Source organism: Micromonospora sp. NPDC049891 (assembly GCF_040660295.1).
Taxonomy (GTDB): Bacteria; Actinomycetota; Actinomycetes; order Mycobacteriales; family Micromonosporaceae; genus Micromonospora.
In genome coordinates, this window is the sequence record NZ_JBFAML010000021.1 from 1 (window position 1) to 24296 (window position 24296).

The window sequence follows — 24296 nt, forward strand, 5'->3', positions numbered from 1 at the left end:
ACCTGATAACTGTGTACAAGTCCGTTAAGGCAGGTGCCACAACTGCATGATCGACCGGGTGTAGGGGTGGGGGGAGGGGTGGGCGGGGGCCGCGCGGATTCGGCAGATCCGCGCGGCCCCGGGTTTCGTCTGTCAGCGACCGGCCAGCAGCCGGTTCACCGCGGTGTCGACGTCCAGGTGCTCGGCCTCCCGGCCGCGCGGAACGACGACGTAGGTCCGCCGCAGGAAGCGCACCAGCACGCTGCGCGGCACCTCGAACAGGGCGTTGCCGTCCGGCGACGACAGCGCCAGCGCGACGAAGTCGCCGCGCGGGGTGGCCCAGGGCCAGACCCGTACGTCCCCGATGCCCGCCGGCTCGTCCAGTCCGGTGACCAGCAGTTCGCGGGCGAACGACCAGCTCACCGCCTCGCCACCTGCCGATTCGGCATGGAACAGGACGTGGACCGCATACGGGTCAGCAGGGTCGTAGCGCAGACTGGCGCGCACCGGCAAAGCGGTGGCGTCAGGTGCGACGAGCCTTAGCGACGTCTCGACCTCTACGGTCGTCGGTCGGATGACACTCATGAACGTTCTCCCCCCGGCACCGCTGCGGAACGCGCGTGTCCCGCTTTTCCCATACTCAGCCGCTACTCCTGGCTACGCTCCGCCATGCGCTGACTTCACCCAGTGGTGGGAAGGGGGTCGGAAGGGCCTCGTGAATGTGAAAATTCATGTAGGATTTCCGATTCTGCCCAGTGGGTTCATCCTGCCCGGCATCGGGTTTGTTGAGTCGTCGACTTACTCCGGTAACGTCCAGTCGGCGGTTGCAGTGACGGGCCCACGCCACACTGGGGCCTGAAATGGTCGCGGACGCGATCCTCAGTGGATGCGGCGACCGTGCGAGACCCGTCGAACGTCGCGGTCCGCACAGCCGAACAGCGGGGGTACGGGGTGCCGAAGAAGCGGAGAAACCGGCACGGTCGGTCAGTGATCGATCGCAGTCGGATGAGTGATCGCGGTGCGGCGGCGGGCCGGGTGCCGGCCGGTGATCGTGGTGTCGCGGCCGACCGGGTCACTGCCGGCGACCTCGGTCCGGTGCCGGATCGGGTCGCGGCGGGCGACCGTGGTGCGGTGGCGGATCGGCGCGCGGCGGGCGACCGTGGTGCGGTGGGTGGTACCCGGGCCGGACGCAACGGACGAGGCTATCCAGGGGGAAACAGGGGTAGATCGACCAGGAAGGGGCATCGTGGGGAGATGACCGGGGGCACGGAACGCGAGGGGGGTGGTGTCGCCGTGTCCGAGCGACGCTATCCACCAACGTGGCGGCAACGGATATCCACCACCCTCGCACTGATCCGGAGCAATCCCACCGGCCGGATCGCACTCAAGATCATATTTGGGGTGCTCGGTGCCCTCGTGGTCACCATCGGCATCGCACTCATCCCGCTGCCCGGCCCCGGCTGGCTGCTGGTGATCGCCGGCCTCGGTATCTGGGCCGTGGAGTTCCACTGGGCCAAACGCCTGCTCGCGTTCACCCGCCGCCACGTCCACGGCTGGACCGCCTGGGTGAAGCGACAATCACTGCCCGTACGCCTGGTCATCGGCTCGGTCGGCCTCGTCTTCGTCGGCGCCGTCGCACTCCTGTCGATCAAGTACAGCCTCGGCATCGACGTGATCGCTCAGGTGTTGCGCTACCTCGCCACGAACTGACCCCGGGTTCGCGGTCCGCGCGCCCGATCGGGTAGAGTCATCCGCGCTGAGGGCGATTAGCTCAGCGGGAGAGCGCTTCGTTCACACCGAAGAGGTCACTGGTTCGATCCCAGTATCGCCCACCATCGATATGCGCAGGTCAGAAGCTCGTTGCCGGAACGGTCGGTAACGAGCTTCTTCGCTGTCACCCCTTAAATTGGGAGCAGTTTGGGAGCAGGCTGGCGATGACGCGGGCCGGGCCTCCCCGCCCGCGGTTCCGGCGGCCGACGACCGCGCGGTCGCTGTCGAGATCGTCAGAGCAGGATCGGGAATCCCGAATGCCCGGTCGGCTCGGTTCTGGGGCCGGTGGGCGTCGCGGAGATTTTTCTGCCGGCCATTGACCCGCAAGCACTGGCGACTTTGTCCCACATTGGAGGTCCGGGACGCCACTGCCGAGTGCTCGCAGCGCCTGCCACCCGATGGCAATGCCGGCAACTACCCGAGGTCTTCGAACGGGTCGACGGATTCTCTCGCTGGTGCGGCCAACGGCTCTTCGTCTTCCTCAACCCCGCCAAGGCCGACAAGGCCTGCTCGTGGATGGGGGCCGCACACGAACTCGGACACCTGCTCCTGCATCATGACGCCGAGCCCGGCAGCCAGGTCCTGGAACGCGAGGTCACCGCGCTCGCCGCCGAGTCCTCGTCCCAGCACGCTCCTGGCCGACGAACTGTCATCCTGGCTCGACTTCGAACTCGAACGCCGCCGGGCATCAGCCTCAAAGCCCTCGTCTACCGGCGCCGGGGCAACTCCACCACGACACCGTCGCCAGCAAGATCCAAAACAGGGGGACGCGACGTCGCGTAAGCGCCACCGTCGAGCAGTGCGGGATGGCCGCCGGGGCAGGTTGGCTCGCGATGGCTGCGGCGTGGTCCCTCGTCGAATGGCGACCGCTGGCCGCATGCTCCTAAAGGTTGTCGATGCCGAGTACGTCATGTCCGGCGCTGCCGGGTCTGCCGTCATGGGTGGCGGGACCGCGCCTGGGGGCCGGAGTGCCCACCGAGGTGACGGCCGCCCCAGGAAAGGTCCCGCCTACGGAAGGAGGTTCCTGGTGCCGTAGGTGTCCCACCACGCGGGCTGGTGTGTGCTCAGGGTTCCGGTGGTGCGGGTGAGTAGGAGCCAGTTGCCGTTCAGGACCAGCGCGGCGTCCTCGGCGCGGCCGGCGAGCACACGGGCAACGGCCGCGACCATGTCAGGTATCGCCCGATCTGAGGGGTCCTGCTTCGACAGGGAGAAGACGACGTTGACGTACGTGTCGGGCTTCCACTCCCATCTGGAGCCGTCGTCGTCTTCGGCGTCGAAGTAGCCGTTGCTGCCGCCGTAGGCGCTAACCGTGTACCCGAAGTGGTGCGTGAGGTCCGCACCGAGCAACCGGGGGTAGCCCGACAGAGTCGACTCCTCGACACCCTGCGGAGCGGCAAGGGCGGCCACCTGCTCCAACGGGATATCGCCCGCGAGCGTTAATCGGTACTCGATAGCCACGCGACTGCTACCTACCAGTCTCACCGGCCGAATTCAACGATCTCACCGCCGCGAGTCACTTGAGCCGGTGGATCGGCCAGTCGTCGAAATGCTTCGGAAGGGCGCCCAGGTCACCGCGCCATCCCGCAGGTTCAACACCACACGTTGCGTCTGCCAGCTGCTACTTCTCCGACACCTTGGGCAGGCCGTCCTGCCCTGACGCTGAACGTCACTCGCTGGGAAGGATGCTGTCGAACGCATCCTCATACCACAGGTCCACGTTGTGCTTACGCACGGTTCCTTCCGCGCGCGTCAACAGCAGCCAGTTGCCGTCCTGCACCAGTGCGGCATCTTCGGTGCGGCTTGCCAGCACTCGGGCCACGCTGGCGAGCATGTTTGGGACCCCCTTGTCGCCCATGTCGTCGGCACGCATACGGAAACCGATGTTGACGTAGGTGTCTGGCTCCCACTCCCAGCGGGAGCCGTTGTCGTCCTCGGCGTCGTAATAGCCGTGGCTACCCGCGGTGATGCTGACCGCGTAGCCGCACTGCTCGTACAGGTCGGCGCTGAGCAGTCGCGGGTGACCGGGAGGTGCCGGCTTCTCGGTGGCCTCAGGGGCAGCGAGCTCAGCCACCTCATCGAGCGGGATATCGCCGGCCAGCGTCAGTCGGAACTCTATAGCCACTTTCCCTGTCTCCTTCAGTCCCGCCGTACGATCTGCACGATCTCACGGTTCGGCGTCACCGCCACCAGTTCCTTCAGCCCTGGTATGGGCCAGTCATCGAATTGTTTGCGTAGGGCGACGAGGTCGCCACGCCAGTCCTGAAGGTTCAGTGCCACCCGCTGCGTCTGCTGCTCATCGATCTTTTGGGAGACCTCGCTCCAGATGCCGCGCACCGGCTTGGACGCGGTGGGAGAGTAGCAATCGAAGACGTGCCCTTCGATCAGATAGTCAGGGTTCTTGTCCGGGTCTCCGGCGTCGCGCGTCTGGGCTCGAGCGTCCGCGACCTCCTGCTTGGTGGGGTTCTGGTGGAGGCGGTAGCCCTTGTCGGCGACTGTGTCGGCGCACTCGTTCTCAAGCTGCACCGAGCGTTGCGCCACCACGGACTTCTGATTGCGAGAGACCTTCGTGCGCGGTCCGGTCGGTGATCCGCCCGGGACACCGGTAGGTGTCCTCCTCCACGGCGTCGTCGGCATGTCTTCGGCGGACTCACCTGTGGCAGGGGTTTTCCACGTCCGAGCGTCGATGTCAGGAGGGGCGGGGCTGGCCGGTACGGGACCTCCAGCCCCCGTCAGTTTCCCGAGGACCCCAGCTGCCGCGCCTCGGTGATCGCCGCTTCGACGGCCTGTCGGACGGCGCCGGTGCGCGCAGAGACCATTACCAGGACCTGCTTGACGCTGTCCAAGGCCTGTAACAGCGGCCCGGGCTGTCCGCCCTGCAGGACCATGGTGACGAGTTGCTGCGCCGCACCAACCTGTTCGATGGCACCCCTGGCCGCATCACGAGCGCTGTCAGTCGCGCCCAACACAGGTGCCAGACCGGAAGCCGTCTGCTGCGGTGTGGCTTCGTGCGGCACGGCCGCCGTTGACTTGGTCGCGTCGCCGATCGACCCAGCGAGGCTGCCCAGGCCGCCCTGGATTCCGGTGATCGCGTTGTGCACCCTTGCCATGCCCGCCGCCACTGCGGCGAAGCCCGCGCCCGCGGCCCGCAATGTCACCTCCTGGGCCTGCCTGTCTGCAGCGGCTACCAGCCCCTGCGCACGTTCGACGCCGGCCATCAGCGCCCGGAGTTCACCGGTGATCTTCTCGATGTGCGACACGTAGCCGACTCTCCCAACCGGAGAACGTAAAGGTGCTCGACCGTTGAAACTACCGAGGAGCCACTGGTGGCCACCAGACGCTTGCGGCAGCTGGCACTCGCGGGTCCGCGGAAGTTATGCGTCATAGCGGGTGGCCCAGTTCCGACCACTGTGTTCAGGTTGGCGTATCGGGCGACTGGCGACGGCTGCGCCGCCGGTCGAGTGGCCGGCGGCAGGGACGCGCGCTGCCGTCGCCTTACCTCAGGTCCGGCGGTGGGTCAGCTTGTCCCGGCACGCGCATCACCGACCCGCAGCCGCAGTGGTTGACGTGAGGGTATCGGTGCTGGTGTGGCCGCGATCCAGGAGGAGGACATAGGAGAAAAGGTCCGGCCGGAGTCCGCCGCTGATCCGCTCGTGCGCGGCGAGCAGTTCGCCGGTAGTCGGATCGATTCCTACCGTCGAGGTTGATCCATCGGCGTAAACCTGGAAGGACAGTCCGGGGCGCCCGGCGAGGTCGGTTGTCGTGTAGAGGTACGTGATGTCAGGGACCGCCGCCATGACGTGGAGGGCTGTCGCTCGCTGCCGCTGGTCGAGATACTGGCTGGTTGCCAGCCCGACGATTCCGTTGACCAGCAGCCTCGGGTGGGCGGGCTCGTCGGCCATGTCGGGTGGGATCGCCCCAGCAAGGCAGGGGTGCGTTGCTGTGAGGTGAGGCCGGGGTCTGTTGGCTCGGGGATGGCGGCGGGCTGCTGCCCAACGATGGGCGGCGAGGGCGGTACGGGCGCGGGGATGGCGGGAGCGGACTGGCAGCCGGCGAGGAGGACGCTGCCCAGAACAGCGGCCATGAGGCGGATGGTAGCGGTCAAGTGGACCATCGGTATGCGGTTGCTGCGGTTCCGTGGGCTGCCGCGCCCGTTGAGGCAGCCCACGGGACCGGTTGTTTGTGGTTGCTCAGCTGGCCGCCGTGGTGGGCGGAATCGGTTGGCTGGCGCGCCGTAGTGGCCACAGGTGCGGACCGCCGTGCAGGCGCAGGGGCGTTCCCGCGTGGTAGCCCCGCCGGGTCAGGTGGTCTCGGGCCGGGACGCTGGTGACGACGGCGTCGACCGGATAGCCGAGCTGGTCGACGCGCTGATGGTGGCGAGTGAGCAGCGCCCGGCCTATGCCGTGGCGGCGGGCGTCCGGGAGGACGTGCAGCCACGCGAGCCAGTGGTGCGGCGCACCGGAGCGGTACCGGTTGATCAGGGCGTGGAGCTGCTGAAACCGGGGTAGGGCGCGGCCGGTGAAGGTGCGCAGGTGGTAGTCGGACAGCGGTGCTGCCCCCGTGACCGGGTGGTGGTGCCACACGGCGACGGCGGTCATGTCGAGCGTGACGTCGACGTGTCCCGACTCGACGGCGTGGTCGACTTCCATGGCGAGGAGCCCGTGGAACACCTGCTGCCGTTCGGTCGGGTCGGGCACCAGCCATTGCGTGACGGGGATGGCGTCGGTGAGTAGTGCGGCGATGGTAGGGACATCGCTGGGCTGGGCGGGTCGGATGGGTGGTGTGATCACGGGGGTGGTGGTCATAGTGACCGTCGGCGTGGTCTGGGGTGCGGGAACGGCGTCCGGCCGCTGGTGGTGGGGGCGCCGCGCCACATCCGCCAGATGGTCGGCCCGTGGGCTGAGAGGGTGATCGTGTGTCCGGCGGTGTAGCCGAGGCGCAGGTAGAGCCGCCGATTACGCATGTTGCTGGCTTCCAGATACGCCGGCAGGCCGAGATCGTCGAGGCGACGGTGATGCTCGGCCAGCAGCGCGGCACCGATACCACGGTTCTGGCAGGTGGGATCGACGGCGAGGTAGGCGAGGTAGTGGTGCGGGTCGTCGGGTTGCAGGGCGCCGAACGTCTCCTCCAGCAGCACGAACTTCGGCGCGTACGCGCCCGCGATGCGCTCCAACGCCTCCAGCCGACTGCGGGTGTCGGTGGGGGTGGGTTCGAGGCGGGGATACCAGATGGCGACGGCCATCTGGTCGGCGGTGGTGTGCACCTGCCCGTGCTCCAAAGCGTGGTGGAGTGCGTCGGTGAAGTAGCGGTAGAAGACGGTGCGTCGCTCGTCGGGGTCGGGGATCAGCCAGTCGGCGACGGGGCCTTCGTGGAACGCCTCGGCGAGAACGCCGATCAGCGGTCCGGCGTCGGCGTGGGTGGCGGGCCGGACAAGCAGCTTTTTGTTGGTGACGGTCATGGCGGCTCCCTGATCAGGCGGGTTGACGGACGGCATCGGGGGCGCGCAGCGGTCCGGTGCCGCTGTCCGCCCCCAGACCCACCGCCCGGTACACGTCGGGGTGGGTGGCGCGCAGGACCAGCGCCCAGGCGATGCCGAGGAGTGCGACGGCGGCGTAAGCGGCGGGGAACGCCCACCGCAGCGGCGAGTCCGACTCCACGCCGAGCAGCGTGGCGAACTCCCGCAGCGTCACGGTGAGGATCCCGCCGAGCGCGAGGGTCGCGCCCCCGGGTGCGATCCGCGACCGCCACGGCCCTTCAGCGTGGGTAATGCGGGCGAAGAAGCCGATCACGGCGGCGGAGGTGACGGTCATCAGGATCAGTACCCCGAGGCCGCCGGTGACAGTGATCCAGAAGAACAGGTGCACGATCGGGTCCGCCCCCGCGAGCGCGTAGCCGACCAGCACGACGAAGGCGAGGCCACTTTGCGCGAGGGAGCCGACCTTGGGTGCGCCGGTGCGCCGGCTGGTGCGACCGAACACGACGGGCAGAACTCGTTCGCGGCCGAGGGCGAACAGGTATCGGGCCACAGTGTGGTGGAAGGAGAGCAGGGCGGCGAACAAGCTGGTGATGAACAAGACCCGGGCGACGGTGATGACGCTGTCGGCCAGGTACGGCGACACCAGGTTGAAGATCAGGTCGGTGCCGTCGGCGCGGGCTGCCTCGACGATGCGGTTTGGGCCGGTGGCTACCGACATCGCCCAGGCGGACAGCCCATACAGCATGCCGGTCACGGCCACGGCGATGTAGGTGGCACGGGCGATCGTGCGGCGCGGGTCCTTGGTCTCCTCGGAGAAGACCACAGTGCCTTCGAAGCCCACGAACCCGGTGATCGCGGTGACCAACGCCGCGCCGATCCCGGCGGCGAACACGTGGGAGGGGGCAAGGGTGTCGAAGCCAATCTGCCCGTCGGCCGGGTGGGTGACCATGATGGCGTCGAAGGTCAACGCGACGACGCATTCGGCGACAAGTACCACGGCGAGGACGCGGCCGTTGAGGTCGATCCGCGCGACGCCGAGCCCCGCGACAAGGGCCCACACGGCGAGGGCGCACATCCACCAGGTGAGGTGCCAGCCGTACCGGTCGTTGAGGAACTGGGCGGTGACCGCGCCGGCCCCGCCATACAGGCCGATCTGCATCGCGTTGTACGCCAGCAGGGCGACCATCGCCGCGCCCACACCGGCAGGGCGGCCCAAGCCACGGGTGACGTAGGTGTAGAAGGCGCCCGCGTTGACGATGCGCCGGGACATGGCCACATAGCCGACCGCGAACAACGCGAGCACGGCCGCGACCACCAGATACGCCACGGGGATACCGATGACGCCGGTGACCGCGTACCCGGTAGTCGCACCACCCGCGACAACAGTGAGGGGCGCGGCGGCGGCGATCACGAAGAACACCACCGACGGAATACCGAGCCGCCCACGAGCGAGGACGGCAGATACGGTGTCGGGTTTCGAGTGAGACATCAGTTCTCTCTCAGCCAAGGAGGATTGGATGGGTGGGGGTGGGCCGGGCTCAGGAGGTGCGGTGGCTCAGCACGGCACCACCGACGACGGCACCGAGATCAGCAAGAAGCTCGCGCAGCGGCAGGGGGGCCTGCTCGACCTGCCGGCGCAGCAGCGTGCGGGCGGACAGGGGTGCGCCGTCGAGCAGGATCGGATCGAGCTGGGTGTGTAGCGCCAGTCCGGCGAGGGCCACGTCGAAGTCGTTCAGCCGTTGGTAGTTGCGCAGCTGGTAGGAGAGGCGGGCCCACGACCAGGCGGCGGTGTTCATGTCCGCCGGCACGTAGACGGTGCGGTGCCTCCACAGCCGGCCCACCTGCCGCGGCTGAAGGAGCCCGAGCTGCCACATGCGGGTGGCCACCTGCTCGTGGGCGGTCGTACCAAGGAACGCCAACCACGTCCGTGTCGCGGTATGACGGGGTTCGGCCACCAGGCGGTCGAGGACGAGGTGTTGCAGCCAGTCCCTCGGCGGCGACGGGTCGGTCACTCGCACATGCCGGCCCACGAACGTGATTCGCCCCTCCCAACACAGCTCAGCGAGTAGCGCGGCGGCCAGGCCGTGCGCCGTCGCGGATTCGAACAGCCGTGACCGGCCGGTCTGGTCGTCATGCGCCAGATAGAAGAACTCGTCCGCGAGGCGCGTGGGTTGGGCGGCGGCGCTACCGACGGCCCGCACCGGCCGGGCTGGCGCTACCGGGGCCCGGTGCTCGGGCAGGTGCGGGGTGGAGTCGTCTGATGCACCTGGGGGTGTGGTGTTCACCGCGGCCGGCCTTCCTCAGTCGAATCGTCACAGGGAATGAGAAGCCCGAGCTGCCGAAGGAGCTTCCGCCCGCCGGGATGACGGGCGAGTTCCTCGACCGCCCAGGCGTGTTGCCCGCACCGGTCGTGCTGGCAGTGGAAGCACGTGCCGCCGTTGCGGTGCTGGAGCGCGGTGTTCCGCGCTGACTCGAAGCGATCGACGGGCCGATCGCTGTCGTCGGTGCTGGTCATGATCCGGATACCTGGCGGTGCAGCGCGGCGATCTTGACCCGCACCTCCATGCACGGCGGATGCCGGTCCACGTGCGGGTACTCGCACTCCGGCCGATGACCGAGCACCCAGACCCACTCGTCGCTGCGGTACAGGAGGTCGCGGACCCCTGTGACGGCGATGGCTACGGAAGTACCGGGGGTCAGGTCACGCCCATAGGACCAGTCGTTTGCTTCGAGTTGGAGCAAGGCACCCGGCGGGATGTCGGGGAGAGGCTGCGGGCTGCGGTTCACAGCTGTGGCCCTCGGCGGACCGGCTGCGGACCACAGTCGAGCGTCAATGCCGGTCGGCTGGGGCTCGGCCGGAGCATGTCATCGTGTCCGGCGACATCGGCGGGTATGGAAGTGCCGTCGCTGTTCCCGTCGGGGTGCGTGGCCCCACTTTCGCGGCCGAAGAGCATGGCGGGGTCAGCGCTGTCGATGCCGAAGGGCTTGAACGGATGCTCACCGTCAGCGGGGACGAACCACTTGACGCGCACTGCCATCACCTCTTCCTGTGTGAGATGCGCGGCCAGGCCTTCCCGGGCACCGACCGCACATCCCGATCAGCGGACGCAGGCGGCGTCCCGTACGGGAAGCACGCCGGACCCTGCACCTGGCTCACGGACGGGGACCGCTTCCCGCACGTACTCGGCGTTGAGCTGGTTGAAGAGGCCCCGGGCTCGTGGCGTTCCGCTTGATCCGACAGACGTGACCGGCCTTCAGGTGATGACCCGTTCGGCGACTGTCAGCCCCTTCTGTAACTCATTACACTTTGGACATGCCCAGAAATCAACCACTCAAGAAGAGGTATATGTTTTGAGAGTCACTTTTGCGTTGTGCCGTAAAAGGGCAGGTCACAGCGGGTGTGCCCCTCAGGGTTACACGCCGAATGCGTGTTTTAATTGGGCGCAGCACGCGCCCAAAGTGAGCGAGAGGGTGGGCTAGGTGTCTGAGGCAGTGGGCTCGGCGTTGCTACGCCGCCACATCGGGCGTCGCCTGGAGGCGCTACGGAAGCACGCAGGGCTGTCGCAAGAGCAGGCGGCCGAGCAACTCCAGAAGGGCCGTACGACCATCGCCCGGTGGGAAGAGGGCCACGAGAACGTCCGCTTCCGCGACATCGACGTCAAGGCGCTGCTCGAGATCTACGGGGCGGGAGAGCACGACACCAAAGTCCTGCTCGCCCTGACCGCTGAAACCCGCAACGGCCGGCGCAAGAGCTGGTGGCATGACTACACGGAGACGGCGCTGCCGGCCTGGTTCGGCCTGTACGTCACGTTGGAGGACAGCGCCGAGAGGATCCTTCAGTACCAGTCGGAGTTGGTCCCCGGCCTGCTCCAGACCCCCACCTACGCCGAACAGGTCGCGCGCGTGCCCCCGGGCTACCTCGAAGAGGACGAGATCCTCCGCCGCGTCCAGGTGCGAGTCGAGCGACAGTCGCTGCTCACCCGCCCCCGCGCGCCGCACCTCCAGGTGGTCCTTAACCAGGCGGTGCTCCACCGACCTGTCGGCGGCCCGAGGGCTATGGGCGAGCAGATGGCGCACCTGCTGGAGTTGATGGTCAAGGCGAACGTGACCGTGCGCATCGTGCCGTTCTCCGCGGGAGTGCACAGTGGCATGGCTGCTTGCGGGCCGTTCACCATCCTGGAATTCCCCACCAACGAGTTCGGAGATCCACTCGAACCCCCGCTCGCGTACGCCGAGACGCTGACTGGTGCGATGTACCTGAACAAGCCCGACGAGGTCGCCGCCTACCGGCTGGCGTGGGCTGACCTGGAGAAGCGCGCCCTCAACCAGGCGGCGTCGAAACGACTGATCGTGGAAGCACAGAAGGGATACACCAGTGGCTGACTCGGCTGGCGCGATCTGGCGCAAGAGCACCCGCAGCGGCAACGGCGGAGACTGCGTCGAGGTGGCGACGAACCTGCTCGGCCGCCAAGACGCGGTCCTTGTGCGCGACAGCAAGAACCCGCACGGTGGCCACCTCGCCGTCACGGCAAGGAGTTGGACAGCCTTCACGGACGCCGTGCGAGACGGCGCTCTCAGCGCTTAACCGAACGGCACAGGCCGCCTGGGAGCGCCGCGCTCCGGGCGCCAGCCCGTAGCGGGCGCAGCGCTGGTCGGCTATCGCCTGGCGCGGCCTCGGCTCGGCGGTTCAGATCCGGGGCGGTTCACGTCTCTGCGTCTGCGAACAGATGTCGGGTGTCGTTGTGGCTGGTGAGGGTCCATCGCCAACCAACAGAGGGTCGGGTCCACGAGAGCGGCTGTTGCACCCAGGTCGTGACGCTCGCGTGGTAGGCCGCGACAGCCGCGGTGGCCCGAACGTCGATAGGCGCGGCCAGGAAGTAGTGGAAGGCGGCGTCGATGGTTTCGCCGTGGCCGACGACGAGGACGCGCTCACCTAGATGCCGGGTCGTGATCTCGCCGATGGCGACGCTGGCCCGATGCAGGTAGTCCCGCCAAGTTTCGCCGCCGGCCGCGAGCGGACGGTCCGCATCGAGGGCAGGGATGTCCCCGTACTCAGCGACGACGTCGGTCCACGGCCGGCCGTCGGCGGTGCCGTAGTCCTGCTCGGCGAGGTCGGCGACGGTCTCGGCGTCCATGCTGAGGTACGCGCCGATGATCGCGGCGCTTTCCTGGGCTCGGCGCAGCGGTGTGGTGTAGATGGCGTGAATGGGGCGCTCGTGGTGCTCTTGACCGAGTCGTTGGGCTAGTCGTTCGATCTGGCGTCGGCCTCGGTCGGTCAGTCCGCGACACCCTTGCGGGCCTCCGACGATCTGTTCGCGGTTGCAGTGGGCCTCGCCGTGGCGGGCGATGGTCAGTTCAGCGGGGAGTGTCATGGTCGCTGGTCCCGTCTCAGCGTCTGTTGAGGGTGTCGTAGAACCGAAGGCACTGGGCGGCGTGGTGGACGGCGCTGAAGCGGCGGGCGTGGCATCGGGCAGCGCTGGCCAGGGTCGTACGGTGTTGAGCATCGTGGATGAAGCGATCGACCGCGTCGGCCAACGACTGGGGATTGGCGGGCTCCATGACCACTCCCGCGTCGCCGATCAGTTCGGCCATGTTGGCAACGTCCGTTGCGAGGACGGGCACACCGTGGGCGAGGTAGTCGGCGATGGCACCGCTGCCCTGGAAGGTCGGCTGGGAGCGGTAGGGGAAGATCGCGAAGTCCGTCGCTGTGACGAGCGCCAACCGAGCGGCGGCATCGAGGTACGTCGGTACGACACGCAGCTGTGTTGATCCGTGGGTGGTGCCCTTGACCTCGGCGGCGAGGTCCAGTCCTGCCTGTGCTGGGTCGTCCCATAACGGGCCCGCGAGGATTATGCGGCCGGGTTCCTTCGTCTGCTTACATGCGTTGATGAGGTTCTCGGTGTCTTTCCAGGGGGCGGCGTAGCCGTAGAGGCTGCCAAGCGGCCGGGGGCCCGAGGGTTCCAGGGCTGCTGCGAGATCCTTCGGGTATCTCGGCGAGGTGCCCGATGGGATGGTGGTTGGCAGCCAGGAGACAAGGCGTGGTGCGTCGGGCCCAGCGAGGGTCTCGAGGCGCTCGGCTCCGTAGGTGCCGAAGCATACGAAGGCGTCCATTCCGGCGACTCCCCTTTTCACCGTCTCGCGTAGGTCCGGCTCGGGGATGTGGTTGGTGAACAGGGTCCAGTCGAGGCTGTGTAGGTGGTAGACGGTCGGTGGTCGGCGGGCCGGCCACAGTTGGGGTAGCAGTTGTTCGACGTCGAGGTTTCCGAAGTGGACAGAGAGCAGGTCGTACGCGTTCACGTCGACGTCGGCGAGCATGCCCTCGGCCTCCTGGCGGACTTGCTCGGCCGTCCAGAATCGGTCCTGCTCCTTGTCGTAGGGCACGCCCGATGAGCCGAGGCGGTCGACCTGCACGCCGAGGAATCGCAGCGCGGCGGTGAAGACGTCGAGGTAGGGCGGGATGCTTCCGCCGGCGTGGTGTGGGCCGATCAGCAGGATTCGCACGGCTCACCTGCCGACGAGCGCTCGGTAGAGCCGGAGGCTTTCGGCCGCGTTGACTGCCCAGTCGAAGTGGTCGGGAAGGCGGCCGGCCGGGCGTTCGGCCCGGGTCAGGATGTCCGCGAGGTGATCGAGGTCGCGGTACGTGTAACCGCCACCGGCGGCGAGCAGCTCGGGCGCGGTGCCGAGGTGCTCTGGCAGCAGGACCGGGGTGCCACAGGCGAGCGCCTCGGCGATGGCGAGGCCGAAGCCTTCCCAGCGCGACGTGGACAGCAGCCAGTCCGCCGCGCGGTAGAGGCCCGGGAGGTCGGTGTCGTCCAGATCTTGAAGGACGGTGAGTTCGCTGCTGGCTGATGTGACCGGCGCGAACGTTGGTGAGTGGCCGAGCAGCACGGAAATGAAGGCGATGTCTCGAAGCTGGGTCGCGGCGGTCTCGAGCACGTCCCAGCCCTTCATCGGCGTGATCTTTCCGACCCATACGAGCCGGAGGCGTCCCGCCGGATCGGGCGACCATGGCGAGACTGTTTCTCCGGCCGCGAGGAGGTCGGGTATCGGTCTGCGGCCTGCGACGTGGCCGTCGGCCCCGAGGTCGATATGGAAGCCGCTGGCGGGCGTGGTGGGCCTCCCCGGGTGGAACCGTTCGCGGTCGACTCCGTTGGCCACCACGAGTGGTAAAGGAATGTCGTACTCCGTCGCGAGATCCTGGGCCGCGTACTGGCTGACGGCGATGACCTGGTCGGCGGCCTGGACGAGTTGGTGTTCGTCGCGGGCGAGGTCGCCCGCGTCGAGGCGGGCGGCGCTGAACTCGCCGCGTACGACAACGGGGGCTCGGTCGGCGCGAGGTTTGGCGAGATACCGCAGGGTCTCCGCCTCCCAGGTGGAACAGTCGACGACGTCGGGCCTGAACGCGTCGAGGGCGTCGGCGACGGCCTCGCGGTGCTGAACCAGGTCTTCGGTGCGGGGAAGCGAGACGACGGTGACATCCTTCCCCTGCAATGGGTGGGGTGACTCCTGCGTGATCATGGTTACCGATGCGCCCAGGTCGGCCAGTTGCCGGGCCAGGGAGCGGTAGAGCGTGCAGATGCCGCCGCGGCTCACTTCGTGGAGGTCCCGGTGGACCAGGGCTACGTGGATCATGCTGGCCTCGACGCGGCGAGCCGTTGTAGGCGGGTGCTGGCCGAGGTCCAAGCGGCGTCGATGATCGGCAGACACCGCCTCCGGGCCGGGTCGTCCTCGGGCAGTTCGTGGTGCAGGCGCAGCTCGCGGGTCAGGACCACAGCGAGGTTGAGCGCGAATGCGGCCTCGATGCCCGTCTCACTCACGATCGCCTCGATGCGCTCGCGGATCACTGGCGTACGTGCGCCGACCTGGGTGTGGAGCATCGCAAGGTCGAAGCCAGGAAGGAATAGCCCGGTGAACTCCCAGTCGACTAGCACCACCGTGGTCTCGGCCTCGTCATCGCTGTCAGAACGGCCAGCATCGAGGAGAATGTTGCTGGCCAGCGGGTCGCCATGGTTGAGCTGTGCCGGCGCGTCGCAGCGGGCCAGCAGACGGTCCAGAGCCTCTCTCTGGCCCTCAGTGAGGTACCCCTTGGCCTGGTACCGAGCCATGCGGTCGGAGTAGTCGAAGGTGGGCGAGAACCGGGCGGCGGGGTAGGTCCACTCATTCAACGCGGTGATGCTGTCCAGGACGGCATCGACCTCCCGGGTATCGAGCTCTCGCTGGGGGTAGCGTTCGACCGCGAGGGGCGATGCGTCGACCCATTCCAGGACCAGCAGCCGGTCACGGTCGGTATAGAGCAGTCGAGGAACGCGGACAGGCGGGGTGGTGTCACCGAAGACCTCGTACACGTCCAGCTCGTGCCGCCACTTGGCCGCCCAGAACGGATCTGGGTCAATCAGATACTTCACCGCTGCCGGATCGCCGCGGAACGAGCCTCGCGCCAGCAGGGTCTTGTCCGTGCGCCGTAGCACCGTGTCGATGGTCAGCCCGATCGTGGCCGCTGAGCCAGGCAGATCAGGCGGCGTGTGCGACATCGGCGGTCTCCTTGATCGAGTCGATGATCCGTTGGCGAAGGCCGGTCTCGGAGCGCTCCCCGTGCCAGACCGCGGCGATCTCTGCGACGCAGCGTTGAAAGTACTGGTCGCTGAGCGCATGACCGGCCGCCAGGCGCGCCAACGAGTGCCAATACATGACGGCGATGTACAGCCGGAAGTGCTGCGCCTTGGGCGTGCGGGCGGGCCATCGACACCACATCTGTTCGGTGAGGGTCCCGAAGTGGGCGAGGGCATGCCCATCGCCGACGGTCGCGCCGACCATGCTGGCCTCGCTCGTGATGCGGTGGTAGACGACGGTGGGCTCCGGGACGTGCACGAACCGGTAACGATGATCGCGGGCCAGACGCAGCCACATGTCCCAGTCCTCCAGCGCGGGAAGGTCAGCGTCGAACCGGGCCGACTCCGGTGGACGCCGAAGCACCGCGGTATGGACCGGCATGAAGTTGGCCACCGACAGCAGGTCCGGATCGAACGAGAACGTCGTAGGGGTGCTGAATGCCGGCGGGTTCGTGGGGTCGACGCGCGCCTCCTGGACGACGCACACCGTGTACGCGAGGTCGGCATCCCCCGTGCTCAGCACTGCGAGGGTTGTGCCGAGGTGGCTGGGCAGGAAGATGTCGTCGTCATCGAGGAAGGCGAGGTAATCACCTCGCGCGACCTGAATGCCGACGTTGCGCGCTGAAGGAAGACCACCGTTCTGGTCCAGATCGATGAGGCGGACGACGAGGCCCTGTTCGCGGGCTGCGTGCGCGACCGTGCTCACGTCGCATCCGCCGTCATTGACGACGACTACCTCGACCGAGCCGGGTACGGCGCGCTGGGCGACGACGCTGGCCAGGGCCTGCCGCAGAGGGCCGGGTCGGTTGTACGTGGGGACCACGACCGTGACGAGGGGTTTCATGCCAGTCTCCGATTGGCGGCGAACTCCAGGATCGGGGCCGGATCACCGCGGTGAGTCCAGCGAACAACTGTCGACCGCTCGGCCAGGGCGGTGACGAGGCGACGGGCGTCAGCGAGGTACTCATCCCGCCCGCGCTCGGCCCGCGGAAGGTACCGCTGGTTCAGCGTCGGATCGAACATCCAATCGGTACGCACGTGAGCGAGAAGCCCCGTTATGGGATCCGCGACGGGTTCGGGTTCGCCAGCGTCGCCCGGCGAGTAGCTCACCAACACGATCAACGTCGTCAGCGGGGAGCGGCGGGGGCCGAGGTCCACCGTGATCGGATTGTCGTGACCCAAACCGCGGTACGTGTAGAGCACGCGCCGATCGAGAGAATAGACCTCGGATCTCGCCGAGGCGCGATATGCCTCGACATCGAGCCCGTCACGATCCCACGGCTCCGGCAACGCACCTTCGAGGTCCAGAAACGTGCCAATCTTGAGCGGAATCAGCGTGGGAAGCGATGTCAACGTGAGGGTGCACGCGCCATCAGGCCTGTACATGATCAGGTGGTCGTTGGACACATACCGCATCCCGTGCCGGAGAGCGGCCTTCAGAGCGAGGGTGGTCTTGCCGCTTCCCTTGTCCCCAACAACAACGATCCTGAGGGCATCATCAACGACCGCGGAGGCGTGCAACATCGTGTACCGCCGCTGCTCGCAGTAGTCGACCAGGACTTCCCGTACGCACTTCCGGGCAGTGATCGAGAGGCTCTCGGCGGCCTCGGCCCGCAGATGGACCGTGTGCTCAGAGCGGTCTATCCGCCAGGAAACGCCCCACTGGTTGGTGTTCGCATCTGGTTCTGGCGAGCCAACCTGAGCGTCGACCGTCCAGCCGTTTCCCGGCAAGGCGGCACCGGTCGCGGTGTAGAACTCGCCAAGATAGTCGAGGACCGATTCTTCGTTCGAGGTCACCTGCACCTCGACCGGCCCGACCGCGAATCGACGCGCGTACCTCATGACGCCTCCTTGATCGAATCGCGCCGCCGCGCGGCCCGGACGGTGATCCGGACGCCTTCCGCGAGCGGGGTCGTGGGGTGCCAGCCGAGCAGGTCCATCGCCCGCGAGATGTCCAGCGCCATGCGCCGCACCTCACCTAGCGGCGGATCGGCATGCCGCGGCGTTCCGGCGCCGGCTGCCTGAGAGACCAACACAGCGATCTCGCCAACGGTCGTCTCGACGCCCGAGGCGATGTTGACCAGCCCGAGGCCGCCAGTGGTGCAGGCGGCGGTCACCGCCTCGGCAACGTCGGCCACGAACACGAAGTCTCGCGTCTGGTGGCCGTCGCCAAAGATTGCCAGATGCCCGCCCGTCATCGCGGCTTGCGCCATCAGGCCGACGACGCCGCACATCGGGCCAACTTGGCGCGGCCCGTAGACGTTGCCCAGCACGAGCGCCGTGTAGTCGACGCTCCGGTGATCTCGGTACCAGTCGAGGTACTTCAGTGCCGTCGCCTTGCTCAGCCCGTACGGACTGGTCGGCGCGATCGGCGCGGTCTCCGCAACAGGCACGGCGTCGCCGTCCACCGTGCCGTAGATCGCGCTGGTGGCCGCGTACACGACCAGCCCGGTCTCTGCCTCCGCGCACGAATCCAGGACGTTCACCGTTCCCCGGATGTTGATGTCCGCGTCGACGAGCGGCGACCGTGTCGAGGCCGGCAGGTTCGACTGCGCTGCGAGATGGACGACGATCTCGGGCCGCCACAGCCGTATAGCGTCGACGGCATCAGTCGACCGCACGTCACAGATCCGAATGTCCGGTTCGGCCAGGCCGGCACCGAGGCTGTCGCGCAGGTTCTCGAGCCGGCCCGTCGAAAGATCGTCGATGACTTTGACGGTCGCGCCGGCTGCCAGCAACCGGGCGACCACGTGGCTGCCGATAAAGCCGGCGCCACCGGTCACGACGATCGTGGACTCGTTCAGCCGACCACCTGCGCCAAGCCGCAGAACGGGATCAACCATGTGCCCGCCTCAACTCCTTCGATTTGCGTCACCTCGACCGCCCGGCAGGTCCGGCGTGGTCGGTCACGTTTGGAGTTTGGGCTTGTCGACGACATCAGGAAATTGACGCGACCCGTGGTCCGAGTCCACGGGCGTCGGACAACAAAGCGGTGGGACCAGGCCACGCGAACTTGCGTCGTAATCCACTACCCTCTGGTCATCACAGATCGACGACCAGTGGGGGCGGGGTGGCTCGGCGCAAGACGTTCGACGTCACCGGCGTCTCGCTCCTGTTCTGGCGGCGCGATGACGTGCGGCTCGCGCTGGCCCGCCGCGAGATCGGGACCCTCTTCAAGATCTACCTCGAAGTGCACCCGGACTGTACGCAGACCCAACTCGCGCTCCTGACCAGCCACGACCGGTCCGATGTATCGAACTTCATTCGAGGAACGCGTGGCCCGCGCGTCACTGACATCGACGTGCTCGCCCGCGTCGCCGATGGGCTCCTCATGCCCGACGAATCTCGCGTGATGCTTGGCCTCGCCCCAGTCGATGTGGCCATCTCCGCGTTCACCGCGCCGAAGCAGCGCGGGGCCCCGGCTGGCGACAAAGCCGCGGTGACAACCGGGTGGTTCCGGCCCACCCGATCAGAAGAGCCGCCACGCATCTCGATCTGCGGAAGTCGGTCACCAGAGGCGGACGACAAAGCGATCGACGGCTGCATCATCGCCGTGAGTCGATGGCTTATGAACCACCACTTCGACGTCGACCATGGACCACGGGGCGTCGGTATCGAGATCATGACCTACATCGCCAACCACTACCGCCCACCCAGCCTCGGAGCGGCCGTCGGCGTCTTCGGCCATCCGAACGTCGTCCGTAACGCCGACTACGTCCTCGTATTCGGTGGCGGCCAGGGCACGCTGGACGAGATCGACCTCGCCGTCTCCATGGACAAGAAGATCATCCCTTACGGCGCCACGGGCGGCGCGGCCCGCAGCGCGCTCAACCGAATGCGGACCAATCTACGATTGCGCGAGTGGATCACACAGGACCTATTCGACTCGCTGGATTCATGCGCCATCGCTGACGAGTTCATAGAACTCGTGGAGCGGATTATCACCACCGACCGTAGGAGTGACATCCGTGAGTGACCGACCGTACGTCCTACTCAAGTGCGCCATGTCCCTCGATGGCTACATCGACACGGCCGGCCCCACGCGACTCATCCTCTCCAACGAGCAGGACCTCGACCGGGTCGACGCGGTGCGGGCCACCTGCGACGCGATCCTCGTCGGAGCCAACACCATCCGCCGAGACAACCCCAGGCTCATGGTGCGGTCCGAAGCCCGCCGCGAAGCCCGGACCGCCGCCGGACTCTCGGCTACGCCGGTCAAGGTCACGGTGAGCCGCGGGGGTGACCTCGATCCCACTGCGGCGTTCTTCACCACCGGCAACATCGAGAAGATCGTGTACTGCGAGACGAGTGCGATCGACAAGCAGCGGGAGCACCTCGGGTCGGTGGCGACGGTCGTCGACGGCGGTGAACCGCTCTCATTCCCGCGCGTACTGGCCGACCTCGCCGGGCGTGGCATCGGTCGGCTCCTGGTCGAGGGTGGCAGCAGCGTGCATACCGCACTGCTGACGGCGGATCTCGCCGACGAGCTGCACCTTGTCGTGGCGCCCTTCTTCGTCGGCGAGGCCGACGCTCCCCGGTTCGTGAACCCGGGGCCATTCTCATGGACATCAACGAGCCGGGCCCGCCTTGCCGAGGTACAACAGGTCGGAGACGTCGTGTTCCAGCGTTACGCCCTCTCCGACCGCTTCACCTGGATTGACTGAACGCCATCCGTCGATTCCGACTCGCCGCCGTTGGTTCGGCTGACCGCGTACAGGACATCGATGGGGACATCAAGGTGGCCGTTCGCTGCGGAGCCACCGCGCACGTCGCGACGTTGCCCGGTTCCCGGGCTCTCACTGGTGAACGGCATCAGAGGAGTTCGCCTGCGGAGCGGTGATCGATGAACGCACACTGCGCACGGGTTTTCGACTGGCTCCTGTTCCGGCTACGACCACCGCCACCATCCCGTCCAAGGACGAGGGCTTCGTCGAAGCCCGGCGGCTCGACGCCTTCGCCACCCGACAGGCTGCTGCCAGTCAGCGCCAGCCCAAGTGAGGAAAGCCTGCATCCATCCAGGTCGCATTCGGCAACCTTTGAAGGACCAAGGGAGAACGTGATCACCGTGCCAGCCTCCCCGACTGCCCGTGTGCGTCGGCTACGAGTGAGAGCGTGTCCTGGTCCTGGCGAGGTTAAGTCACGCTTCTACCCGCTCGAGACGGCAGACGTCCTCACCGCGTTGATCGGCCAAACCCGCTTCTGACTATCGCACTGGGACGATCGACGCTTGTACAATGACTAGCGTCCCCAGTGGCGGTCGCGGGCATAGCCAGATGCCTGCCTCACCAGGCTGATCGATGCCGCTACGCATGCGACCGGAAGGGATGTCGGGACGTGACGATTCCCGTCCCGTGGTCGGACTACAGCGCCGACCAGGTGGAACAGCTCGTGGCCGCGATGCTGACGCGGATAATGCCTGAGGCGCAGCGTGTCGATGGTAGTGGCGGCGACGGTGGCGTGGACGTTAGGTTGCCGGTCGTTGGTGGGCTGCACATCTATGAGATCAAGCGGTTCACCGAACGGCTCAAGCCCGGCCAACGGCGACAAATTCAGAAGTCGCTCCTGAGCGCTGTTCGCAGCCAGGCAACAATGGTGGCGTGGACGCTGGTCGTGCCACTCGATCCGACGCCCACCGAACTGGAGTGGTTTGAGTCGCACCTGCAGGGCCTATCGCCTGTGCCCATCACATGGATGGGCCGCACTGCTATCGAGGCCCATCTCAGCGCGCACGGTGACCTGCTGCGCACGTTCGCTCCCGGTTCGGTCGAGGCCCGTGCGCTCGATTTGGCGGCCGAAGCGCTCGGCCGACGGACGGGTCAACGTCTGCTCGCAGCCCCGCAACATGTAGGCGTGGTCCCTGCGCCGGCGATGTCGTATCAAGAACGTGATGGGCTCCTCGACGACTTTCCGCTCGGGGAGACGGTTGTGTTGACCGGTCTCGGCGGCGTCGGCAAAACACAGCTCGCCGCTGACTTTGTTCACAACCGCAGAACGGGGACCGCCACGATCATTTGGGTGACGGCATCTTCACGGGACTTGGTCCTAGCAACCTACGTCGAGGCAGCTCGGGCAATGCTCGGCCCACAGGACGGCGTTGATCAGGCGGCCGACCGGCTCCTCGCTTGGCTCACTACCAATGAAGAGCCCTGGCTGGTCGTCCTCGATGACGTGCAGATCCCTGCCGACCTGATTGGGCTTTGGCCGCGAGGGCCTGCCGGGAGGGTCATCGTTACCACCAGGCGCCGCGACGCAGCCCTCGCCGGACATCGACGCCGTATCGTCGATGTTGATGTCTTCAGTGCTGAACAGGCCGCACGGTACCTGCAGTCGGCACTTCGAGATCGGGAACCACTTGGCGACGACATCGACGGCGTCGCTGCGGATCTGCAGGGGTTGCCGCTCGCGCTCGCCCAGGCGACGGCGTTCATGCTGGACCGGCAGCTACGGTGCAGCGAGTACCGACGCCGTTTCGCGGACCAACGCAAGCGCCTCAGTGAACTGCTGCCCGAACCAGAAGCCTTGCCCGACGATCATCGCGACACTGTTGCAACGACCTGGGCACTTTCGATGGACGCCGCGAACCAGCTCACACCGATCGGTGTGGCGCGGCCACTCATGGAGCTACTCAGCGTTTTAGATTCCAACAACATTCCTGCCGGTCTCGTCACAGAAGACGCAGCCCGGAGCTGGCTGTCCTACGCGGTATGGTCGGCCGCCGGCTCGGACGGCGACATCGACGCCGCCGAGATCGACACGATCCGTGACGGCCTGCGAACGCTATACAGACTTAGCTTGCTACGTCACGACGATGGCATCGTTCGGGTGCATGCGCTTGTCCAACGAGTCACTCGCGAGGCACTCGACGCTGAACGTCGGTCCTCGGTCATTTGGGCGGCCGCTGACACCCTGCTCGGATACTGGCTCAGAGGAGGTCACGCGGGAGCGCTCACCCTGACCATGCGCGCGGGCGTCGATGCCCTGTGCCGTCATGACCGGGACGAACTCATAGAATCCGGCGTACATAAGGTATTGATCCTGGCCGGCATCCGCCAAGGCGAGGCCGGTGATCCGTCGGGCGCTGCCGAGTATTTCGACCACTTGATCACCAGGTCGATACAGCACCTGGCACCCGACCATCCGGATGTCCTCGAGCTTCGAGGGCTTGCCGCCCGATGGCGAGCGAATGCCGGCGACCCCGGCAGAGCCGTTTCCACCCATGAAGAACTGGTCAGCGACTTCACGCGCAGCAACGGACCCGACGACCCGGGCACCATCGTGGCTCGCGCCAATCTCGCCGCGTGCCGAGCTCGGTCAGGCGCCCTGGCCGAGGGCATCCGTGAGATGGAACAGGTACTGGCGGACTGTGAGCGGCTGTTCGGATCACGCCATGTGCACACCCACGACGCGCGTTCGCTTCTCGCCGGAATGTACGGGGAGGCAGGAGCGAGCGAAGCCGCCCTCGCGATGTCCGCCCGGCTGGCCGGCGACCGGCTCGACGCGCTCGGCCCCGATCAGCGGGACGCCCTTGCTGCACAGGGAGCGCACGCTAGGTGGCTCATCGAGTGCGGCGACATAGGAACAGCCATCCCACTCCTGCAGCGCGTTCTCGAGGCTCGCACGAAGCAGCTAGGCCCCGACCATCCGGACACTCTCGCGACCCGTGGCAACCTGGCGAACGCGTTAGCAAAGTCCGGCGACGTGCAGCACGCAGCCGACGACTACGACACCCTGCTCGCCGACTGCGTCCGAATCATGGGCACCGACCACCCGGAGACATTGACCGTCCGCAACAACTATCTTCTTCACAATTCCATCGACATGGATTCGGGTAAAGCTGCGAAAGCCTGGATGGATCTTATCGACGACAGTGCACGCATTCTCGGCCAGCTCGCGCCGGACACCCTAAACAGCATGCACAACTTTGGTGAGTGGCTCGCCTATTCTGGCCACCACGACCAAGCGGCCGAATGTCTGCAAATCGCGCTTACCAGGCGAACCGAGGTCCTCGGCGCGAGACACCCGCACACGTTGGCCACTGCCGCATTCCTGGCCCGATTGAAAGACGCTCCCATGGCCCGCCGGACAACTGCGTCGCGGACGGATGGGGCGTTACCCCCTCAGCGATAAGCGCGGCTTCGGTAGGCGACCACTTATCAGGTGCACGCTCATCGGCCAGATCCGCACGCCGAGGGAGAGGCTGGGCTCCGTAACGCTGTCACGCATCGTCACTTCGTTGGATCGCCGCCGGGCCACCTGGTCAGTTGCGGCACGTGATCGAACTCGTCGGGTTGTGCACGTAAAGCCCCGTACCTGCCGTTGCAGTCGGGCCTGTATGCCGTCAGCCGCTCGGCGCACCCGTCGATGAGCTGGAGCGTTGGTGGCGGGCCTTTGCCTCGCGTATGTGTTCGTGGTGGTGTGGAGGTTGGACGGAGCCGCTGTCGATCGCTTGGTCATGGACGGTGAGC

At 67.0% G+C, this 24296-nt stretch carries 27 protein-coding genes and 1 tRNA gene; 8 read left to right on the forward strand and 20 right to left on the reverse strand.

The genetic code is table 11. The annotated features are described in order from the left end of the window. Positions 1–132 precede the first annotated feature (132 nt). Positions 133–564: an SsgA family sporulation/cell division regulator gene (locus AB0I71_RS23295; RefSeq protein ID WP_007457244.1), complete on the reverse strand. Its 432-nt coding sequence runs from the start codon at positions 562–564 to the stop codon at positions 133–135. 669 nt (positions 565–1233) lie between these two features. Here AB0I71_RS23295 and AB0I71_RS23300 point away from each other — a divergent pair. The 3 genes from AB0I71_RS23300 to AB0I71_RS23310 all read left to right on the forward strand — a co-directional run bounded on the left by AB0I71_RS23300 (position 1234) and on the right by AB0I71_RS23310 (position 2532). After that, positions 1234–1689 (forward strand): TIGR02611 family protein, encoded by a 456-nt coding sequence (locus AB0I71_RS23300; protein ID WP_357587909.1) that lies wholly within the window; start codon positions 1234–1236, stop codon positions 1687–1689. 50 nt (positions 1690–1739) lie between these two features. Beyond that, positions 1740–1814, forward strand: a tRNA-Val gene (locus AB0I71_RS23305). Between the two features lie 310 nt (positions 1815–2124). Next, positions 2125–2532: an ImmA/IrrE family metallo-endopeptidase gene (locus AB0I71_RS23310; protein ID WP_357587911.1), complete on the forward strand. Its 408-nt coding sequence runs from the start codon at positions 2125–2127 to the stop codon at positions 2530–2532. Between the two features lie 225 nt (positions 2533–2757). On the opposite strand, the gene AB0I71_RS23315 is transcribed toward AB0I71_RS23310, so the two are convergent. The 11 genes from AB0I71_RS23315 to AB0I71_RS23365 all read right to left on the reverse strand — a co-directional run bounded on the left by AB0I71_RS23315 (position 2758) and on the right by AB0I71_RS23365 (position 10009). Further along, the gene (locus AB0I71_RS23315) at positions 2758–3207 is read right to left on the reverse strand and encodes a SitI3 family protein (protein ID WP_357587913.1); all 450 of its coding nucleotides are present in this window, start codon (positions 3205–3207) and stop codon (positions 2758–2760) included. A 208-nt stretch (positions 3208–3415) separates the two neighbouring features. Further along, a complete protein-coding gene (locus tag AB0I71_RS23320) occupies positions 3416–3871 on the reverse strand; it encodes a SitI3 family protein (protein ID WP_357587915.1) in 456 nt (151 codons plus the stop codon). A gap of 14 nt (positions 3872–3885) precedes the next feature. Beyond that, the gene (locus AB0I71_RS23325; RefSeq protein WP_357587917.1) at positions 3886–4287 is read right to left on the reverse strand and encodes a hypothetical protein; all 402 of its coding nucleotides are present in this window, start codon (positions 4285–4287) and stop codon (positions 3886–3888) included. 191 nt (positions 4288–4478) lie between these two features. Continuing rightward, a complete protein-coding gene (locus AB0I71_RS23330) occupies positions 4479–5006 on the reverse strand; it encodes a DUF6244 family protein (RefSeq protein WP_357587919.1) in 528 nt (175 codons plus the stop codon). Positions 5007–5285: 279 nt separating this feature from the next. Further along, positions 5286–5648 (reverse strand): hypothetical protein, encoded by a 363-nt coding sequence (locus AB0I71_RS23335; protein ID WP_357587921.1) that lies wholly within the window; start codon positions 5646–5648, stop codon positions 5286–5288. Positions 5649–5936: 288 nt separating this feature from the next. Then, on the reverse strand, positions 5937–6551 hold the full coding sequence (locus tag AB0I71_RS23340; RefSeq protein ID WP_357587923.1) for a GNAT family N-acetyltransferase: 615 nt from the start codon (positions 6549–6551) through the stop codon (positions 5937–5939). After that, entirely contained in the window at positions 6548–7204 is a 657-nt protein-coding gene (locus tag AB0I71_RS23345; protein ID WP_357587925.1) for a GNAT family N-acetyltransferase, read from the reverse strand. Before AB0I71_RS23345 ends, AB0I71_RS23340 begins: the two co-directional genes overlap by 4 nt. Positions 7205–7217: 13 nt before the next feature. Then, positions 7218–8711 carry an APC family permease gene (locus AB0I71_RS23350; RefSeq protein ID WP_357587927.1) on the reverse strand — a complete coding sequence of 498 codons (1494 nt, stop codon included), beginning with the start codon at positions 8709–8711 and terminating at the stop codon, positions 7218–7220. A 49-nt stretch (positions 8712–8760) separates the two neighbouring features. Continuing rightward, positions 8761–9507, reverse strand: a complete 747-nt coding sequence (locus AB0I71_RS23355; RefSeq protein WP_357587929.1) for a GPP34 family phosphoprotein — start codon at positions 9505–9507, stop codon at positions 8761–8763. Then, positions 9504–9737, reverse strand: a complete 234-nt coding sequence (locus tag AB0I71_RS23360) for a hypothetical protein (protein ID WP_357587931.1) — start codon at positions 9735–9737, stop codon at positions 9504–9506. Before AB0I71_RS23360 ends, AB0I71_RS23355 begins: the two co-directional genes overlap by 4 nt. Further along, entirely contained in the window at positions 9734–10009 is a 276-nt protein-coding gene (locus AB0I71_RS23365) for a hypothetical protein (RefSeq protein ID WP_357587933.1), read from the reverse strand. Before AB0I71_RS23365 ends, AB0I71_RS23360 begins: the two co-directional genes overlap by 4 nt. Positions 10010–10702: 693 nt before the next feature. Here AB0I71_RS23365 and AB0I71_RS23370 point away from each other — a divergent pair. Both AB0I71_RS23370 and AB0I71_RS23375 read left to right on the forward strand, forming a co-directional pair. Next, a complete protein-coding gene (locus tag AB0I71_RS23370) occupies positions 10703–11605 on the forward strand; it encodes a helix-turn-helix transcriptional regulator (RefSeq protein WP_357587935.1) in 903 nt (300 codons plus the stop codon). Further along, the gene (locus AB0I71_RS23375; RefSeq protein WP_357587937.1) at positions 11598–11807 is read left to right on the forward strand and encodes a DUF397 domain-containing protein; all 210 of its coding nucleotides are present in this window, start codon (positions 11598–11600) and stop codon (positions 11805–11807) included. The genes AB0I71_RS23370 and AB0I71_RS23375 overlap by 8 nt, the downstream gene beginning before the upstream one ends. A gap of 118 nt (positions 11808–11925) precedes the next feature. Here AB0I71_RS23375 and AB0I71_RS23380 read toward each other — a convergent pair whose 3' ends face one another. The 7 genes from AB0I71_RS23380 to AB0I71_RS23410 are packed head-to-tail and all read right to left on the reverse strand — an operon-like array spanning position 11926 to position 18674. Continuing rightward, entirely contained in the window at positions 11926–12594 is a 669-nt protein-coding gene (locus AB0I71_RS23380) for a histidine phosphatase family protein (RefSeq protein WP_357587939.1), read from the reverse strand. Positions 12595–12610: 16 nt separating this feature from the next. Further along, a complete protein-coding gene (locus tag AB0I71_RS23385; RefSeq protein WP_357587941.1) occupies positions 12611–13723 on the reverse strand; it encodes a glycosyltransferase family 4 protein in 1113 nt (370 codons plus the stop codon). 3 nt (positions 13724–13726) lie between these two features. Then, positions 13727–14905, reverse strand: a complete 1179-nt coding sequence (locus AB0I71_RS23390) for a glycosyltransferase family 4 protein (RefSeq protein WP_357587943.1) — start codon at positions 14903–14905, stop codon at positions 13727–13729. Beyond that, the gene (locus AB0I71_RS23395) at positions 14851–15753 is read right to left on the reverse strand and encodes a phosphotransferase (protein ID WP_357587945.1); all 903 of its coding nucleotides are present in this window, start codon (positions 15751–15753) and stop codon (positions 14851–14853) included. The genes AB0I71_RS23390 and AB0I71_RS23395 overlap by 55 nt, the downstream gene beginning before the upstream one ends. Continuing rightward, positions 15734–16654, reverse strand: a complete 921-nt coding sequence (locus tag AB0I71_RS23400) for a glycosyltransferase (RefSeq protein ID WP_357587947.1) — start codon at positions 16652–16654, stop codon at positions 15734–15736. The genes AB0I71_RS23395 and AB0I71_RS23400 overlap by 20 nt, the downstream gene beginning before the upstream one ends. Before the next feature lie 17 nt (positions 16655–16671). Then, positions 16672–17673 carry a hypothetical protein gene (locus AB0I71_RS23405; RefSeq protein WP_357587949.1) on the reverse strand — a complete coding sequence of 334 codons (1002 nt, stop codon included), beginning with the start codon at positions 17671–17673 and terminating at the stop codon, positions 16672–16674. Beyond that, on the reverse strand, positions 17670–18674 hold the full coding sequence (locus tag AB0I71_RS23410; RefSeq protein ID WP_357587951.1) for an NAD-dependent epimerase/dehydratase family protein: 1005 nt from the start codon (positions 18672–18674) through the stop codon (positions 17670–17672). Before AB0I71_RS23410 ends, AB0I71_RS23405 begins: the two co-directional genes overlap by 4 nt. 227 nt (positions 18675–18901) lie before the next feature. On the opposite strand from AB0I71_RS23410, the gene AB0I71_RS23415 reads away from it, so the two are divergent. Further along, the gene (locus tag AB0I71_RS23415) at positions 18902–19807 is read left to right on the forward strand and encodes a hypothetical protein (RefSeq protein ID WP_357587953.1); all 906 of its coding nucleotides are present in this window, start codon (positions 18902–18904) and stop codon (positions 19805–19807) included. Then, positions 19800–20495, forward strand: coding sequence for a RibD family protein (locus AB0I71_RS23420; RefSeq protein WP_357587955.1), 696 nt, complete (start codon positions 19800–19802; stop codon positions 20493–20495). Before AB0I71_RS23415 ends, AB0I71_RS23420 begins: the two co-directional genes overlap by 8 nt. A gap of 148 nt (positions 20496–20643) precedes the next feature. On the opposite strand, the gene AB0I71_RS23425 is transcribed toward AB0I71_RS23420, so the two are convergent. Then, complete coding sequence (locus AB0I71_RS23425) at positions 20644–20895, reverse strand: hypothetical protein (protein ID WP_357587957.1); 252 nt, start codon at positions 20893–20895, stop codon at positions 20644–20646. A 270-nt stretch (positions 20896–21165) separates the two neighbouring features. Here AB0I71_RS23425 and fxsT point away from each other — a divergent pair, with 270 nt between their 5' ends. Continuing rightward, positions 21166–23958, forward strand: coding sequence for an FxSxx-COOH system tetratricopeptide repeat protein (fxsT, locus tag AB0I71_RS23430; RefSeq protein ID WP_357587959.1), 2793 nt, complete (start codon positions 21166–21168; stop codon positions 23956–23958). The last annotated feature ends 338 nt before the right edge of the window (positions 23959–24296 follow it).

What these genes read in the sequence shown, in the direction of transcription:
- AB0I71_RS23295 (WP_007457244.1), bottom strand. Translation starts at nt 564, where the DNA reads ATGAGTGTCATCCGACCGACGACCGTAGAGGTCGAGACGTCGCTAAGG.
- AB0I71_RS23335 (WP_357587921.1), bottom strand. Translation starts at nt 5,648, where the DNA reads ATGGCCGACGAGCCCGCCCACCCGAGGCTGCTGGTCAACGGAATCGTC.
- AB0I71_RS23395 (WP_357587945.1), bottom strand. Translation starts at nt 15,753, where the DNA reads ATGTCGCACACGCCGCCTGATCTGCCTGGCTCAGCGGCCACGATCGGG.
- AB0I71_RS23345 (WP_357587925.1), bottom strand. Translation starts at nt 7,204, where the DNA reads ATGACCGTCACCAACAAAAAGCTGCTTGTCCGGCCCGCCACCCACGCC.
- AB0I71_RS23405 (WP_357587949.1), bottom strand. Translation starts at nt 17,673, where the DNA reads ATGAGGTACGCGCGTCGATTCGCGGTCGGGCCGGTCGAGGTGCAGGTG.
- AB0I71_RS23410 (WP_357587951.1), bottom strand. Translation starts at nt 18,674, where the DNA reads ATGGTTGATCCCGTTCTGCGGCTTGGCGCAGGTGGTCGGCTGAACGAG.
- AB0I71_RS23350 (WP_357587927.1), bottom strand. Translation starts at nt 8,711, where the DNA reads ATGTCTCACTCGAAACCCGACACCGTATCTGCCGTCCTCGCTCGTGGG.
- AB0I71_RS23360 (WP_357587931.1), bottom strand. Translation starts at nt 9,737, where the DNA reads ATGACCAGCACCGACGACAGCGATCGGCCCGTCGATCGCTTCGAGTCA.
- AB0I71_RS23340 (WP_357587923.1), bottom strand. Translation starts at nt 6,551, where the DNA reads ATGACCACCACCCCCGTGATCACACCACCCATCCGACCCGCCCAGCCC.
- AB0I71_RS23300 (WP_357587909.1), top strand. Translation starts at nt 1,234, where the DNA reads ATGACCGGGGGCACGGAACGCGAGGGGGGTGGTGTCGCCGTGTCCGAG.
- AB0I71_RS23380 (WP_357587939.1), bottom strand. Translation starts at nt 12,594, where the DNA reads ATGACACTCCCCGCTGAACTGACCATCGCCCGCCACGGCGAGGCCCAC.